The following is a 19,278-nucleotide window of genomic DNA, read 5'->3' as shown; positions in this document are numbered from 1 at the left end:
ATAAAACACAGGAATTGTGTTCATTTAGTTATGAAAAGGTACCCTAAGGTTTGGGGTACCATTAAATGAAAGGAGTAAATTAATGAGCCTTGTCGGCATCACTTATATCTGAATTACCTTCTCCAATTTCACCAAAGCGTTCTTCATATTGATTAAGAACGTTGTTTAACAAATTTGCCATACGTTTAGCGGCATATGGATTTAAGATAATTCGGTCCGATAGTTCTATCGTCAATTCTTTTTGAGCGGCATTCCAAGCCTGGTTAAGCCCAAAAAGTAATGTAATTTCTTCTCTTGTACTTGATACATTACAAACATTAGCATAGGTACTTTTCATTTTAGAATCATCCCAACGTACTGTAGGACTTTTTACCTGTTTTTTATCAGTTGCCATCTATTATTCCTTCATTTTGTTTAGAGAAAATATCATTACCTTTGAATTTTTTAACCGGTAAAGCTGCATTAAAATTTTATAATTCCTTTACACAAGGAATATACGAACGAAAAGTAGGTTTAAATCCCCCTTGAGGTTAAAAAACCCTAATTCTCAGCTCTTCGTCGAGAAAAAACAGATGAATATTAACCATTTTTATTCCTGCTTACTCTCGTGTGAAGATCTCCTTATTTGCTATCTTTTACAAAGCATTGATTCTGATCATCCCAACGCATCAATTTACGCTGTTGGTGGCTCAGTTTATCAAAGCCTTTTTTAGCAACTTTAATATTGCCTGAAGTATTACCCGTGGCTAGAGCCCATCCTGCCATTGCTGATACCGCTGCTACAACATCACTCCCCTCTTCAGAAGAGTTATCTTGAGGATTATTATCTTTATCCTCTTGAGAATTTTGCTGAGGATCTACCGCAGGTTCTTCTTTTACTGGTTGAACTGATTCAGGTTTACCTTCAATATTACCATCCTGATCTATTTCAGGTTGAGCGTCTTCTTGACCACTTTCAGGAGTACCTTGTTCCTCTATAGGACATTCAACCACCTCTCCCTGATCGTCGTAACACTGATTGTCTTCATCATCAGTATTCTCATCACCACCAGAGCCTGTCGCAGGTAGATTATTGAGTATATCAATAATATTATCTTGGGCTACACCACTATAATGTCTACGCTCACCATCACTTGTAAATAAAGACGTTGCAGCATCGGCTTTCAAACCAGAAGAACTTAGCGGTGTAAATTTTGATAATGGGGTAAATCCTAGCCCTTCTAACTTATCGTTATATAGGCCAAACTGATTACTTGCAATTAAATCAAGATTACCTTGTGCAAGTCTCACTACAAAGACTCCATTTTCAAAGCCTGCCTGAGATGAATCAATTAATGCACGAGCATATTCACCAATCATTGCGTCTTCACTAAGGTTACCAAAGAACAAATCATCACCAAAGCCACCCATTAATACATCATTATCTGCTCCACCACTAAGTTGGTCATCACCTCCAATAAACAGCTCTATAGTTTCAACACTTTCTAATTGCGCATTTTTGAATATAGCTTGACCTCCATCACCAGATACAAAATCATCGCCTTTGTCACCAAACAAATTATCATCATTCGCACCACCAATAATAATATCGTTATCGTCTCCACCATGAATTTCATCTTGCCCACCTATCTCAGAGTTTTCACTAAAAACTCGATCAAGTGTTAAAGGATTTGAATCATCAGTATTGTAATTAGCAGTACCTAAGTCACCTAGAACTTTATCATCACCCGCATCAGCATAAATAACTTCATTACCTAGACCGCCAAAGATAAGATCATCACCCGCACCACCAATTAAATTATCGTTACCAGAAGTTGCTAAGGTTAAGTCGGTTGTAGTATAAACGTCCGCTAGACCATTCTTATATAATGCAACGCCGTTATCACCAAATATGACATCATCACCATCTGCAGTTTCTATAAGATCATTTCCAACACTACCAAACGCTAAATTATTTCCACCTCTAGCAGAAATACCATCGTCACCACCTAGCGTACTTAGCTCTGAACGAACTTCTACACGTTGATCACCAGTATCATTTAACTGAACAAATCCATTGTCACCGGCTAATATACTATTCCCAACACCAGACGTAATCGTATCACCATAGCTTCCACCAAATACCGTATTGTTACCATCACCAGACTCAATGGTATCAATTCCACCTGTGCTTTCAGACACATCGGTAGTTTCAGTTCGGTTTAATATTCCGTCAAGATACTCTAATTGACCGTTATCACCAAAAATTGAATCAGCCCCTGCACCGGTATTGATATTGTCATTGCCTACACCACCTAAAACTAAATTATCACCACCAGCGGCAGTAATACGATCATCTCCACCTAAGGTACTGACTTCACTTACAACCTGAGTACGCTCACCACTTAATGTAAATGTAGCCGTCCCATTATCACCCATTAAAATACTATTACCTATTCCGGAGTTAATCGTGTCACCATGAGTACCAGCTATAACGATATGTTTACCGTTTCCTAAGGTGACTTTATCGACTCCACCTGTTAGGGAGTCTGTATCATAAGTGGTAATCGTTTGGAGGATTCCATCAGTAAATAACATTTCACCGTTATCACCTAATACCCGATTGTTACCGTTCCCTGCAGCAACTGTATCATTGCCATAACCACCAATAATCAGGTTGTCTCCATCACTTGCGGTAACATTGTCATTACCACCTTCTTGTATATGACGACTTGTAACAGCGGCCGTCATACCAGCAAGGTAAGTCACCAGGCCATGATCTCCAAAGATTGTGTTATTCCCACCACTGTCAGTCACTTTATCGTCACCACCACTAGCGATAATAGTATCATTGCCAAGCCCGCCATCAATCGTGTCATTATCCCCGCCGATAGTCGATTCAACTCTTGTTAGAATACCTGCACGCTGAGTCATTTCATTGCCATTTTCATCAGTGATAGAACCTAAGTCACCTAGAATAATATCTTCTCCAGCATTACCGAAAATTTCATCAGAACCTAACCCACCAACAATAAAATCATTGTCTTGATTACCTGAAATTAAGTCATCATGCATTGAGCCATAAATAGTATCATTACCTAGATTACCTTCAATAGTGATTCCAAATCCTGAATCAATCGCATCGATGATATCTTCACCATTTTCACCCTGAATAGTTAACTTAGTCTCTATACTTGAACGTACATTATTGACAGTGACTGTTACATCATCGTCACCTTTACCCGCTTTAATTGTTGTGTGAGCATATTCAATCACTCCGTCAACGGTAATATCATCGGCACCAAGACCCGCTTGTAATAAGACACCATCACCATATGCACCGGCATAATGAATATCTCCTGCAGCAATCCCTGTAACAGAAGTATAACCAGCTCGTTCACTATTAGTCATAGTAATCGTATCGCCGGAGGAATCAGCAATATCATTAATTTCTAAGCGGTTAATCCCCAATCCAGAATCAACAATTAATTGAGATGTTACCCCTTCAGTCGTGTTATTTTCATCTGTTACAGTGACTAGATCATTACCTCCATTTGTTTCAATATGTACCTCAGCAGTTAATTGACCAAGAGTATCCATAACCTGAACCTGATCGTTTCCAGAGCCTGTTTTAACTGTAAGCATTTCAACATCATCGTAACCAACATGAATATCTGCACCTTGTTCAGTCAGACCGGACACCGAGGTAATATCAGTATATTCTCGATTATCTTCCTTAAAGATAACTGAACTCTGAGTGGTTCCACGAATTAGTTCACCTTGTTCATCTCTAACCTCACTCAAGAACTGGTTTGTTTCATATGGAAGTTGAGAGGCATTTTCATCAATTATATTGTAGTCATCATAGAAGGAAACCATTTCAGAAATAAGGCTACTATCGTCAGCAAACCCTTCTATATCTTGGTCTGGGCCACGAGCTTTAATCACTTCAACCGCAAACTTACTTAACTCTTTCAGCACTAGATATTGCGCATTAAGCTCGTCTTTAGCTGTCTCATATTGAGTACCAAGATCAGCAATTTTACCTTCTAAAGTAGTTTCCTCACCGGAATACCCTGTTAATAAACTATTGAGTCTAGCGGTTTGGCTATCACTTTCTACTTTAAAACCATAAGCTTGGTTTAACTGATTAGCTAGTTCGCTCACCAAAGCATTGGCTTGAGTGAAACGTTGATCAACCGTGTAATCTAGCTGAATGGTGCGATATTCCCCCCAGAACCACCAATAATTTATATGAACGGTGTACTCATTTTTTAGACCTTGGTAATATTCACCATTGTAAGTACCACCGTTTATTAACCAATTACGTTTTGCAATGGCGTCCTGGTAAGCAGAAGTTAGCAAGTTATACTGTTGTTGATTTAACGCTGAAAGCGTAATTGTGTCTCTGGAATCTTGAGTTAAAGAACCCGCCATAGCTTCAAATCGTGATTCTGATTGAAGATAAGCTACATACTCAGGATGGTTTGCAATAAAGGTTTGAACTTCTTGTTGATTAGCCAAGTAATCAGACTTAAATGCATTAAAATCAAATCCTGTTTCAAGAGCATCTACAAATGCGTCAAAACGAGTTGCCGCTCTATCAAGAATTTTAATTTGTTTAAGTACTTCAATGGTTTCAGGAGACAGTTCACCCATATCAACCTGACCGGCAGAATAAATCAAGAACTTATCAATTATGTCTGAAGCCTTACTATAGGCGTCTTGTGCAAGAGCATAATTAGCGGTACTAAAGAGCGCTTGATCATCACTGTAGTTAGTTGTCGCTTGAGCGGCCGCAATAATTGCATTAAAATCAGCGCTATTAATTGCGGTATGCAAGTCTGCAACATCACTAATAATCTCAGCCAAACCGTTTTCAGTATTCCCAGCAAGTAAATTATAAACTGGAGCTAATACCATCTGCTGGTCAGCTTGTAGGCTTGAACCAGAATATGGATTTGTGCTATTAACTAAGCTTTCTAGTTCATTACTGATTGATTTCAGAGTCGCTTCAGAGAAATTACCAGCATTTAACACGCCGTTAATTTTAGAAATCAAACTATCAAACTTATCGTCATAACGATCGGCAAAACTATTCTGAATATTAAGATTTAAGTCATTTAATTGATTTTGAACAGCCTGAGTCGTATGCGACAAAGTAGACGCTGACAAATCAAGATTAATGTTATCAATCGACTCAATCAGATCTGGGCTGTAGTAAGCCTTATCTCCAGCAAGAGGGTTACTTATATCAAACCCTCTAATCGCTGTATTTGAACTATATTGATTGTATAGATTATTTATTTCAGTGTTGTTTAAGCCTCTAGATTCAAGCAATGATTTATAGATACCAGAAGTACCTAAATAGTCATTGACTAAATCGTCATAGATATTTGCATAAGCCCTTGCGGCATTATCGGTAGTCCAATGGTTATATGCATACATGTCTAAAGAAAATGTAACGGTTAACCAATCACTTTCCGTTTCTTCTGCTGTAAATACTTCCTGTTTATTTTTAGTTACTGCATCATTAATTAAACCAAAGAGATCACTGTTACCTGCATTATCTTCTAAAAGTTGTTGTATAAACGATTTGTTTGAAGAGGCATCTAACGTTACCGTTTGGCTATTATCTCCATCAGAAATATCAACTTTATTAGCAAAGTTTGACAACCAATCTTCAGCAATAGTAAACCCATTTTGAATACTTCTCCAATCAAAGTTTTCATAAAAAGTGTGCTCTAGGAAGAAAAGATCAACTTTATACTCAACAGAAAATGACGTAAATATGCCCAAACTCGTGAGCTTATTTAAAATAGCTGTATCAATGTTATTGTCATCGTAATACTTAGAACGGGTATAAAGCTTGATTTGATTCTCAAGCAACATTTGATCGTTTTCACGAAGCGTGTCAACGGCATTTTGAGTAGAGTCAGCAAGCTGCTGCTTACCATTTTCAAGTACTTTAAGAAGTTTCGTTAAAGTATCTTCTGCAATTTCATCAGCTGCTGTTCTTAAATCATTCTGGTTTACTGAAAAAGCGGCATCCGCATAAGGGTCTGAAGCTTCTTTTAAATTCTCTTCTAATAAAGTATTTTCATCGGCCGTTATATTTTGTAAACTCAAAGCACTAGTAATTCTACTTAACTGCTCAAACCCTTTAGAGTGTTCTAATAGATTTTTATCCATCGTTACATCAGCATCACTTGCATCCTGTTCACGATCCAAGATAATGCTATCTTCACCCGCATCACCAAACAGATAAACCTGATCTTTAATCTGGTCTAAACGCCCATCTTTTCCGACGGTTATAGTGTCATTACCATCATTACCATGAACAATAACCTCTGCTAAAGTTTGCTGTATACGAATATCATCCGCAGTACTTCCACCTTCTACAAATAATTTATCTGTCGTGTTAAGAGTTTGAGTCTGTCCTGTCTGATCGGTAATTTTTTCTGTACCAAATAACTCATTATCCACTTCAAGCACTGATCCATTCACTTGATCTTTTTCACTTAAATTCAAGGTAATGTCATTCATACCAGTTATATGAAGTTCCGGTGCTGCGCCAATCACTCCTAATGTATTCATATCATCAGAACGAATCAATTCAACACTACTAATAGCATCGTCTGAAAAATCAACGGTTAAGGTCGATGTCGTTTTAAGTGTTAAGGCTGTTAAGTCTTTTAATATCGACATATTGCCACTAATATCAAAAATAACAGTCTCTTTATGCTGAGCCTCAAATGCAACCGTCTCACCATCTGCAGTTTTAATACTTAGCAATTCATAAAGTTTCTCACCATCTGAGTAATCACCATCACCATTAGGATCAGCACGAGTTGGATCTGGGTGATTAACGATTGTCCAACTCAGTGACAAGTTAAATTTAGTCGCTAAATCTATTAATTGATCACGTGCAAAACTTAATGTTCCATCTGACTGCAAAGTGTTTTGAATATTGAAGTAACTCAAACCCTCTGGAATCACTAGTTGAGAAAGATTATTAGCATTTAAGGTATCCACTAAGGAGGTGTCATAATAACGATCTTGGAAACGAATATAATCTCCAACTGCAGATCCTAGTAATTCTTGCGCTACTGATCCTGAAGTAGGATCATTTAAAATAGTCCCTACAAAGTCTCCTGAACCACTTGTTAAACTGAACTTACTGTAATCAAAAACGACTTCTTTTCTTTCCAATTCAGTATTCGCGAAACGAATATTATTTGCACCCTGCTGATTATTAAAAATAATTTCATCACGCACACCTTCTCCACCATCAATCAAAACAGGAGAAGTGAAAGCATTAATATCGTAGGATTCTGGCATGGTAATCTGCAAGGTACGCGCTGGGTTTTGTACCTCAAAAGGCACAACACGGTCAACTTCATCAATACGATAGAATGGCAAACCTGCAACCATACCTGCATAAAGGTAGTTACCCTCCGCATCTTGATCAACTTTAAACCCTTCTACTTGTGAATAGAACAAATCGCTATTTTTAGGGAAATTTAGGTTGATTATTTGTTCTGGGCCACCAACATGAACGGTATCACTACCTGAACCGGTTTTGACGACCATATCGCCAATCAGCCCCATATCCACACCGTATAGGAAAACGGTATCATCTCCGCCCCCAGTTAATAATTGAAGACGTTCAATATTCAGTAGTTTCTGAAGTTTAATGCCTGCGCCATAGATACGTTGAATCGTTTCACCCGTGGTTTCATCTCGTTCTACAAACACATAGAAGGTATCACTCAATACCGTTCCAACAATAGCTACTGAATCAAATCCTGCGCCACCATCAATAGTAACGTTGGCATTCTCTACATAAACTAGCGTATCAACATCCACTTCACGAGTATCATTTGGATTTTGATTTACAGAAACACCAGATACATTTGCAACACCGCTATCAATGTCTAATAGTTCACCATCGTCATCAAGTGTTAATAGCGCTTTAATAAAGAAGGTATCGTCACCGTTGTCGCCATAAAGACCAATATCTGCAGCATTATGATTTACTTCAAAGTAATCATCATCTTCACCACCAAAGAAGGCCGAACCATTAAAGTTTACACCGTCAGTAATCTCTTCAACAATGGTAACCTCTTGACCTTCTACCAGCACAGTGTCTGTTTTAAGCACAGAGCCTATATAGAATTGATCATCACCCGCATCACCATAGACATCGACCTGACTAGCGGTACCATCCGAAATGAATTTATCATTACCTTCTCCACCAAATACGGTGACCTCTTCGACAGAGTTATAGTTAATGACCTGGTAATCTGCACCTTCAGAAAGGCCGGATTCTTTAACATTCATCAGAGCATCTTCATCATCAAGGTTAACCTCAGTGAAGTTATCCGTTGAATCAAAGTGTGCAATCAATAAACCATCACCATGTTCACCATAGTCAGTCCAACGACTGTCGGTAAATTTATTCTCAACGTCTTGTTCTTTTTTATAAACAGTATCCATTTGGATAGTATCATCACCAGTACTGCCCTTATAAATCAATGAGTCAATTCCACTTGCACCAGTATCGTCAATATTTAAAAATTGACGCCCTTCAGCAAGTTGTGCAAGTTCTAAGGTATAACTATCACCACCTTTACCGCCATCTAAAATACCGCCGCCAGACCAGTCGGTTATTTCAAATTTATTGGCACTATCCAGGCCTGTTAACTCTGCATTTTCAAATATTTGTGCAAAGTTTTCGGTCTCATTCCCATTCTGGCCAGACAAGTTTGAATCATCAATCACAAGCTGTTGATTTTTTAAAGTAAAGTCTGCATCTCGTTTTTCTACCAACACATCTACATCACCTGCAATATTGCTATCACCAATGACACTTTGCTCAAAGAATTTATCTACCCCTACGGCTCCAGTCATTCGGTCAGAACCTGAACCACCAATAATGACATCTGAAGTGGATGCTAAACTCGTACCGATAATGGTATCGTCATCCGCACCACCATCCATAAACAGCTCAGCAACCAAAGCATTAGTCACTCCTTGAGCATCAATCGAATCGTTACCTGCAAGGGTTTCTAAGAGAGTTTTATCTGAAGTACCAAGATTATAAACATCAACAATTACATGACTTGTTGGCTTTTGTGCTTCATCTTTACCACCATCTAATTGCTCATATCTCAAAGAAGTTTGCGTATTACCATCAATACCCGTAGATTCAACAGTACTGATTAGATAATCATCAATACCCTGGGTGCCCTCAACAGTAACATTATCAATATCACCATCGTCTTGAGAATCAAGGATTTTAAAATCAAGTTTTTGAGAGGATTTAACTAAATTACCATCCTCATCACGTTCCTGAACAGATCGCTCTACCGTTTTAAGCGAACGAACAGTACCTGTACTCAGACTAACATTAGCTGTATCCGTATCTTTCAAATTTCCTATGGAAATATCATCTGCACCGTCACCGCTATCCATACTCAACAATTCAACACCGGAGCTGGTTAAGGTTACCGTAGGACCAGAACCATGCTGCCAACTCACATTCGTATTACCATTACTATCTGATACGACAATGGTATCCGTTGCACCGTCATCGACTATATAGTTACTACTATCCTCTTTATAAAACTCATCAGGATTAATTTGGTAACCAGCCATAAAGATTTCATCTGAACCTTTACCACCAGTAAAGTTATCCGCACCGTCGCCTGTTTCCCAGTTTAGCCCGTCATCACCAGCGCCACCCAAAATCACATCGGCGCCTTCCCCAGCATCAATATAATCGGCTCCATCACCACCGTCGATATAATCATTTCCAGCGCCTGAATCAACCGTATCATCCCCAGTGCCACCTAAAATTTTATCAGCACCATCTCCACCTAAGATTTGATCATTACCAGCTCCTGCATCAACATAGTTTGCAAACCCATTTGCCAAACCAGAAGTAGCTACTTCAGTACCTTCAACCCAAATAAAGTCATCACCTGTTCCACCATAAATAATATCTACGCCGTCACCTGATTTAATATTGTCGTTACCAGCATCTCCATAAATCCTATCTGAAATAGCACTACCAACAATAGTATCGTTACCTTCACCACCCCGAATTATGCGGTTTCGGTCACTATTTTGGTTACCGTTAAACATAATAATGTCATTACCTGCTCCACCACCGATATCAAAATCAACATTCACCTCAGTATCAACTTCAAAGACATCATTTCCAGAAGTACCTTCTGAAACAATTTTACTAACATCTCCTTTTGCCCATGTTTGAGTATGGCCGTTACCTGTAACAAAAATACGTTCTTCTTCACCAGTCTTTTTGCCAGCATTATCAAAGTATTCAACGGTATCTAGGTATACTTTATATTTTTCAAAATCTGCTGCATTTCCGTTATCATCGCGATAAGCTAGAGTTAAAACGCCATTATCAAGCGTTGCAACTGTTGGGTTGGGATCAGGACAAACATATTCAAACGAAGCAATTTCATATTCTACAAAACGCTCTGAAGCTGAGAATAAGGTAATTTTAGAACCAAATACTTTCACCCCTACCCAAAGATAGGCTTCTAGGAAGGCATTAATAACACCCTCCATGTCAAATAGACAGAGTGGATTGTGTTGAATAATTTGGGAAATTTCATCAAAACGAATTTTTCCGTCGTAAACGGCAGGTATACCTGTATTTCCACCTGTTCCAGGAGCTGGTTTATCATGTAGATTTAACCCAATAATAGATTCAATACCCCCCAAAACACCAGCCTCAACAAGACCACCTATACCCAATGCGGCACCAGCAGCAATTTGAACTTTTAAAACAACTTCTGAAACATCTTCAGTTCCTAAGACACCGTTAGCATCAACATCCACATCCGCTATAAAGAAACCATCAAAAATATCATCTAAATCACCTGCTGAATCCAAAAAGTCGTAATCATTGCTTTCAAAAGAATCAAACCAACTTCGAATACCTGTTGTATCAAAACCAAAGAAGAAATCCGTATAAGCCTCTAAACTTCCTTTTAAAACCGCATTCAAACCAGTAAATACAGGGAACGATTGCTCATACTCAACATTAAATTGTAAATCAGGTGTGTCGTAAATAAATAAGTCAACGTCTTTACCTAATAACAAACCAACAGCTGTCATTGGATCATAAAGAATTGGGAATAGGATATCTCCTCCAGTTGCTGTTAACTGAGTGGTAAGAGTTTTCTGACTTTCTGTTGCGTTACTATTTGCTACTTTGTCTTTAGAATTTTCACCAGTTCCCTCTTTCTTCTCATAGCTATTTTGTGTAATCGTGTTGCTATCAGAAGTAACTAAACCACCCTTTAAATCAAACGTCCCAAAATTTACTTCAATCGGCGTATTACTCTTAGCAGCATTACTTGCAAGAGAAATAAAATTAGACACACCTTGAAGAGCCTCAACAACTTTCTTCAACGCATCCCCAGTTCCTGGGCTTTTTAGATTCATTGAAAGCACAACAATATCAAGCAGTTTGAGTTCAGTAATACCTAAATCAATCGGCGTGGTTAAAATATCAATAACACGGCGAACTTCAGATTCCTTACCCAAGAATGGATCTAGTTCTAACGCAACAGGTCCAATAAAACCGCTAAACAAATCACCAACATTTAACGTAACATCTTCTAAAACAACTTCCGGTGCTTCAAAGAAATTAGCTGCAAATGTTGCCCCGGACTCCCAGGTAACATTGGCTAATTCTTGATCATAATGAATGGTCGTATTCATGCCTGGCAATGAAATATCCTTGCCTGCAAAGTCCATATCCACTTCTGCAAAAATATCCACATTAGCATAGGCAGATATACCAGCTGCAAGACCTAATGCTTCACCAATGCGCCATTTATCATCATTATCACCATCTTTAAGATCAACAGCAATTTTACCTCGTAACCCACTACTACCATCATCGTCAGCAACCTCTGTTAAGCTCATTTGCAAAAAGCCCAACACCCCTGTAAGAGATGCACCACTACTCAATGAAGCTTCTAGAATTAATCCAAGTTCATCACCTTCTTGGGTAACGCCTGCAGTATCAAGGAAGAAGCCGTCCATATCAAAACCAAAGCCAAGACCAAAGAAATAATCTAAACTCACTTCAATCGTGTCATCAGGCCCTGTTTTTAAACCTAATCCTGGTGCTGTTAAATCAAAGTCAATTGGCACTTCTAAGAAGCGTTTAATCACTTCTAGCTCACCGTCTCCATCTAAATCTGCAGTACGTTCAACATAATCATCAAGCCCTTCAAACACACTACCTGCTAACAATACATTGAAAGTTAAAGCGCCATCAGCTGTTAAAACTAAACCAATATCATCAGAAGTTTCAACTTCACGATATAACGGTGTTCCTGCATCACTAAAAGCAGGATTTCCATCACTATCTGATACAACGACTTGTAGGTAATCACCTAATTCATTAAATAAAGCATCACGAATTAAGCTAATAACATCATCACCATTTGCCGCTGCCTCTGTGAGTTCAGCTCCTAGTTTGCCAGTTTCATAGATGCCACTATTCTTAACACCAAGTAAGTTATCGCGCAATTCATCAACAAATGCACCCGCATTTTTCATAACATCGCCAACCAGAGGTAGACCAAGTTGGCCTAACTGATCTGTCATTAAAGACTTAATATTACTAAACATTCCCTCTAAACCTGTGAGGACTGTAGTTGGATCATTCAAAAATGCAATGAGATTAAAACTACTAAAATTAGGTGCAATGACTTCTGGAGAAGAAATACCACCCGTACCAAAATCAAAACCTGCATGTAATGTATTGTCTGCAATACCATCGCTATTTAAATCAAGTGTCGTACCACCAATTGGCAAACTACCTGTACCTAAATACATAGGTAAGTCAACCGTAGCCTCACCTCCTGCTTCAATTACAAACAGGTTTGCTGCCGGGGTTGCAAACTGACTTAATTGATAACGTCCACTACTCGTCTGCGCTAATGTAAGACCTGCTCCCGCTGAAATGACGGCTACACCATCTTCTACCCAAAAACCGATATCAGGCAAAGTATCATCAATCGTTAAAATTGCTTCAATATCAATATCAGATGCACTCGCAGACGCATCGACACTTACCTGACTATCATCTCCAACAAACGCATAATGCATAAAATCAAGACCAGACAATCCCATATTTGCAATTACGGCTTGGGTAAATTCTTGCGCTGCAAACTCCAATTCCAAATCCATGTCAAAGCCAGCATCAACCGCTAATTCTGCTCCTGCATTAAATTCAATTGCTAAATCACCTGGCAAAAAGTTTGTTGGTAAATCAAAATAGCTGGCTAAATCTGACAAGTCCATATCAAAAGCAAGCGCAAGTTCAGGAAGGCTAAATGAAGCTAGAAGATCATTGATACCTACGTCAAAATTAAAATCTAAACCAAGGTCAATACCATTCCACCCTAAATCGAATTTCGGTAAAGAAATATCAGGCCATATACTAGGGAATAGACCTGAAATCAAATCATTCAACCAAACTTCAAGAGAATCTAATCCGCCTGTAAATGCGGTTGGGTCAAGGGCATTTATCAAATCTTGTAAAAATTGTTCAATGCCTGTATCAAAACCATTGAAGTTTGGAATCAACTCACCTAGTTTTGAGAATAGAGAATCAATGTCTAAACCCAGGCCTGGTATATTTAGATTAAATTCAAAGTTATCCAGTAAATATTGGAGCCCTGACGTTAACATTTGGAATAATTGATCAATACTGATATTACCCAAATCAAAAATTTCACTCAGATCAGGTAAACTCCAGTCAATATCTGTTAACCAAGAAGATAAAGCCGATAGATCTGGAAACTCAGGTAATTCAGGTGTGGATAGACTAATAACAGGTAAGTTAGGCAAATCAATCCCTAAACCTGACGCATTAACGTTAACCGGAAGTTCAGCAGTAATCGCCGTGCTCTTATCTGCTTGTAAACTGAACACACCTGTTATGGCAGTATTTCCATCCACCACATTTTGAAGTGTCGTTTGATTTAAGTCAGTAACCGCACCTAACCCTAATGCTAAGTTTAGTGCTAGTTCACCGCTATCAACCCCGGCTTGAATAAGTCCAAGATCTAATGTGGTATTTACATCATTATCGAATACAGTGATATTAAAATTAACGCTTGGATCCGCTAAATTAAACTCAAGATTTTGTGTTGGCTGGCTAGCGTCTTGTGGCAATACACCAAAGTTGAAATCAAGCATCATTTGCCCATTAACACTCAGGTTAAGATCAACATCAACGGCCGGTATTTCACTTAAAGTTGCGCCCAAATCAAGCGCTTGATTGGTTGTTTGATTAAACAATTCAATACTTGTACCAAACTCAAGTAAACGCGTGTTTTCAGCAATCGTAAAAAGAGGTAATCCATTACCATCAACAAGCGCAAGAATAGCATCCGTATTTGAATCAGTTTTGGCGCCTTGAGCAGGCTCTGTTGTTTCGCCCCAGAAAAGGGTTTTTAATGCATCAATTCTAATTTCTAACTCAGCTGCAACTTTATCTTTAAACTCAGTTGCAGTGACACCACCATCATCAATTAAGTCACCCAGGTTTTGACCAATTAATGGCACACTTAGGTTTAATAATCCATCAAAATCACCATGGTCAGGCAAAAGATCAATGAAATCTTTAAAGGTCTCTAATCCAGAAATCATTTCATCCTGAACAGCAACTTCTACGGTGACATTGACTTGTTCAATGGTATCAGTATCTTTTACACCCTCAAAGCGTTCAACATTAAAGTCTGCTGTTAAGGTATTAGTCCCGTCCGTAACCGTGACATTTTGTGCAAGCGCGGTTGCCAAATCAATTTCTGTTAGCGACGATGTATCGCCTTTTTTGAAGGTTAATGCTTCACTTACACCTGTAAAGTCAAGAACATCTTTACCTTCAGCTAAACTCTCTACAATACTGTCTAGCCCAAAACTAGAATCAAACTGATAGGTATCATTGCCATCACCACCTTGAAGCGTATCATCGCCAGCACCACCGTTTAAAATATTTGCTAAGGCATCACCAATTAATGTGTCACTACCTGCACCACCAATCAAATTAGCGATGTCTTGTATGGTTGCCACATTTTGTACCGTTCCATCGGCTTTTTCATGAGTAACCAGATCAGCAGAAAGATCTGCAACAAAGGCGAAATCACTTGCTGTAAAGGTTGTAAAGCTTACGGTATTTTCACCGCCCCCACCAACAATGGTATGGCTTCTGTTAGCATTGCCATCAGCCTCACCCCACTCACCAACATAGAACGTATTATCTTGGTTATCACCGGTTAGATTGTCTGCTCCACCAAACCCTGAACCATAAACATCTCTAATACCAACGACGCTATCATCTGCAGCTTTAAAACCAGTTGCCCTACCTGTTTCTAAATTAACCGTTACTGCTTGATTATAGCTGTCTGTATGAAGTGAATCCGTACCATTAAAATAATCTAAAGTATTAATGCCATCACCAGCATCAAAACTTCCGGCAAAATCAGCTCCATCGGTGACAATAAAAGTATCATCTCCTGAACCGGTATTAATTATCCAATCGCTACCAGCTTGATTAATGGAGACTTTATTTTTTGCATCGACACCAGCCAAAGAGCCTACAACAGCTGAAACCGTGACATTAGTTCCTGATGTAGCATCATCTTTAAAAGTCACTTTAAGATCTTTACTAATTGCAGTTAAATCTAAAGTGTTTGCACCACTTGCATCTGTAATACTATCAGCTTGTGTTGGAGGTAGTGCAATATCTAATTTTGACCATTGTTTTTCAATAACATAAACATCATTACCCACACCACCTTGTAAATCATCACTGCCTTTACCACCCGTTAAGGTATCAACACCTGAACCACCAATTAATGTATCGGCGCCATCACCACCTTTAAGGTTGTTGTCTTTGTTATCACCAGTCAGCTCATCAGCATAATCAGAACCCACTAAATCATTAACATTACTAAAACTACCAATAAATGAGATATCTTGTGTTGCATCAGCAGGGTTAATAATGATTTTGGCCACACCGGTACTTAAATCTACCTTAACGCCATGACTTGAGCCATCATCAAAGTCTGAAAAATTCAGTGTTGCCGTACCTGCATTAGCACCAGTACCTGAATAGCCCGTTAAAGAACCTGAAAGACTGGCATTACCTTCAAATAAGTATTGGTTATCACCTTTACCACCAATCAGGTTTTCAATACCGCGAGCACTTACTTTGTATTCTTTTCCTGCAACGATTGTTGATACGGTAACAACCGTTACGCCATTATCATCGGTTACTAAAAATTTTAAATCTGAAGTCACGTCTGAAAAATCTAGCGTTCCATTTGTGGAAGCGGTGTCATCAAGGTTAATATCATCAGCAACACTGCCTGTTGCTTGCCACCAATTGTTTTTAAACTCATAAGTGTTGCTGCCCGAACCACCCAACAAATTTTCAATATAAGGCAAGCTAGTATTAGTAACATTTAAAGAGTTCGATCCCTGGGAAATATCTAGAGCACCTGTATCAAATACAAAATTCAGGTCTTGAGTGACTCCTGAAAAGGCGTTAATAGTTGATAGGGGTGAAGGCGTTATCTGATCCATACCAGCAAAACTGATTGTATCGAAACCTTCTCTTGCTAATTCCGTAATGCCGGTATCTTGTCCCCAATTATTGCTAAAATAATAGGTATCATCACCGGTACCGCCAACAAAACTATCGTTTCCTGCCCCACCATGAAAAACATCGTCACCTTTATTACCTAAAAGCTCGTCATTCCCAGCTGCACCTATAAGAAAATCATCGCCTTTAGCTCCTGAGAGTTTTTGGCCGCTGGCATCAGCCACTAAAATATCTTTACGGTCACTACCAACAATATCAAAAGTACCCGTTAACGTCGTTGCAGCAGTAAAACCAGGTAAAACAGTTGTCGATGCAATTAAGTCTATTGCCACACCAAACTGACTGTAATCAAGAATATTGGTTGAAGCGCCTCCAGTAAGAATACCTACATAACTTGTGCCTTGTTCAAGGGTGAATGTATTCGTACCTTGCCCACCAATAATTTTATCAACATTATCAACAATCACACTATGCCCTGAATTACGGCTTGTGCTGTCAGTGACTTTAACTGAACCATCTGCTCTAATTGTGAAATACAAATCTTCCGTTACTGCACTAAAATCAATATTAATCGTTGCAGCGGTTGTTGATTCTATTAGCAATAATTCAGACCAATTACTCTGAAAATTAAATGTGTTAATAGCGCTACCGGCTACAATTTTTTCAATTTGCTTCGCCGCTGTAATGGTTTTGCCCGTAGCAGATATAGTGGCTCCTGTCGTTGAGAGGTCATTAACTGTAAAGGTTAAATCCGCCGTTACTAAACCAAAATCAAGAATATCCGCACCTTGGTTTGCGAGTTCTGTGACTTTTGTTGCATTCCAATCAAAACTATCACTAAACTGATATGTATCATTACCAGCACCACCAGAGAGCGTATCTCCACCAACACTTGCGATTAATGTATCTTCTCCAGCGCCACCTTGAACTGTATCGGTACCAATTCCCCCATCTAACCAGTCATTACCCGCATCACCTTGAATGTTGTCAATACCAGCATTACCCGTAATAGCATCATCACCCTTACCACCAGACAAATCATCAATACCTGTCCCACCTTTTATGAAATCATTGCCTTTTCCGCCGGTAACTGAATCAATATTTTTAATACCATTGGCTGCAAAACCGTCAATCGCTGTGGACTTACCATCTTGGTCAGCGTTATTGCCAAAATCCGTAATAACAGAACCGGTATAAGTTGTATTAGAAAATAAACCTGGGTTAGGGTCTGTGTAAGTAAGAGAGTTTGAGCCAAGACCACCATCAATATATCCTTTTAAACTCGCTCCTTTTTCTACTACAAACGCATCATTACCCTTACCCCCAATAATATTTTCAATATAGGTTGCTGTGATTTTTAAGGTTGTACCAACATAAACTTTTACCTGGTTATCTTTTTTAATAACAATTTTAAGGTCATTAGTAACATTGGAGAGGTTAAGAGTATCAGTACCTTCGTTATTCAACTCTTTAAGAGTAACAGTGCTTGAAGGCATTGATGAAAAAGTATAAGAGTCATTACCTTTTAAACCGGCAATGGTGCCGGATGTTACCGCTAACGTGTCATTACCATCCGTTGGAGTCGTTGCTAAAATACCGTTCAATGCACGACTTACAAAACTGGTTGTTTCAATTTCACCAATATTTTTTTCTAGCTTCCAATCGGCATTTTCAAGGTTACCTGTTGCATCATCAGATGCAGCTATATCCGCACCTGTTGCAACAGCTAGCTGTTCCACAAATTCAAGACCCAATTCTCCATTGGCAACATCACATCCATAGAGTAATAAATCCGCATCTTTAGTTAAGGAATTACCCCAAAGTTTCAATTTTTCAGCGTTTTGTCTTAACTGCTGTGCATTAACTTTTGTATTACCTAAAAATAGCGCTCCTGCAGAACCGTGACTTAACAAATGTACGGCTGCAACACCTTGAAAGTAATCGAGAATAGAGCTAATTTGTTCAAGACCATCTTTGCTACTATCTAATACAAATACTTTAATCTCACGATCCGCATTAATTTCTAACTGACGATCAAAATTTGCACCAATCAAATCAAAAGAATTATTTAGTTGTGGGGCTTCGCTAGATTCAGCAACCGCAGTTACAGGTAGTTCTGGAGGCGTAAGAGTAACGTCCTCTTGATTAAGCACTTCTTCCGAAGAATCCGCATTAAAAAGTTCATTTACAACAGATGGTAAATCAGGAATTGCGGCATCAACAATGACAATTTCAGAAGCCATCATTTTTTCAGCTAGATAGATTGCATCGGGGGTCATTACAACACTATCAGCTTCTTCATCAGTTTCATTTAAAACCTGGGCATCAACATAATCTTCTGGGGCATTCGAGGTTTCAGAAACAATGGTTTCAGCTAGGCGAGTAAGACTGTCTTCAACGGCAATCGTATTCGGCTCAAATTCAGAACTATCAAAACCGTCCAAATGAATTTCAGAAGTCATAACTTCATTTTCAATCGGACTTGAAGGACCTTCTAAATCCGCTGCAGAAACACCTAAATCAGCAGACAGTAAAATCCTGGCTTCTAAAGCTTCAAACTGAAGTTTTGGCTTCCGTTCTGATGCTGTTTTTATATCCTTATTTTTTCTTTTAATACTCATTGTGACGCC

At 38.8% G+C, this 19,278-nt stretch carries 2 protein-coding genes; both read right to left on the bottom strand.

The genetic code is table 11. From position 1 onward, the window contains the following. Nucleotides 1-79 precede the first annotated feature (79 nt). Nucleotides 80-394, bottom strand: coding sequence for a DUF3467 domain-containing protein (locus tag BS34_RS0103840; RefSeq protein WP_029407233.1), 315 nt, complete (start codon nucleotides 392-394; stop codon nucleotides 80-82). A gap of 227 nt (nucleotides 395-621) precedes the next feature. Beyond that, nucleotides 622-19,269 (bottom strand): DUF4347 domain-containing protein, encoded by an 18,648-nt coding sequence (locus BS34_RS0103835; protein WP_029407232.1) that lies wholly within the window; start codon nucleotides 19,267-19,269, stop codon nucleotides 622-624. Nucleotides 19,270-19,278: the final 9 nt, after the last annotated feature.

It is taken from the genome of Thiomicrorhabdus sp. Milos-T2 (assembly GCF_000702325.1).
Taxonomy (GTDB): Bacteria; Pseudomonadota; Gammaproteobacteria; order Thiomicrospirales; family Thiomicrospiraceae; genus Thiomicrorhabdus.
Note: the sequence above shows the minus strand (reverse complement) of the source record. Positions and strands in the feature narration are given on the sequence as shown.

What these genes read in the sequence shown, in the direction of transcription:
- BS34_RS0103840 (WP_029407233.1), bottom strand. Translation starts at nt 394, where the DNA reads ATGGCAACTGATAAAAAACAGGTAAAAAGTCCTACAGTACGTTGGGAT.
- BS34_RS0103835 (WP_029407232.1), bottom strand. Translation starts at nt 19,269, where the DNA reads ATGAGTATTAAAAGAAAAAATAAGGATATAAAAACAGCATCAGAACGG.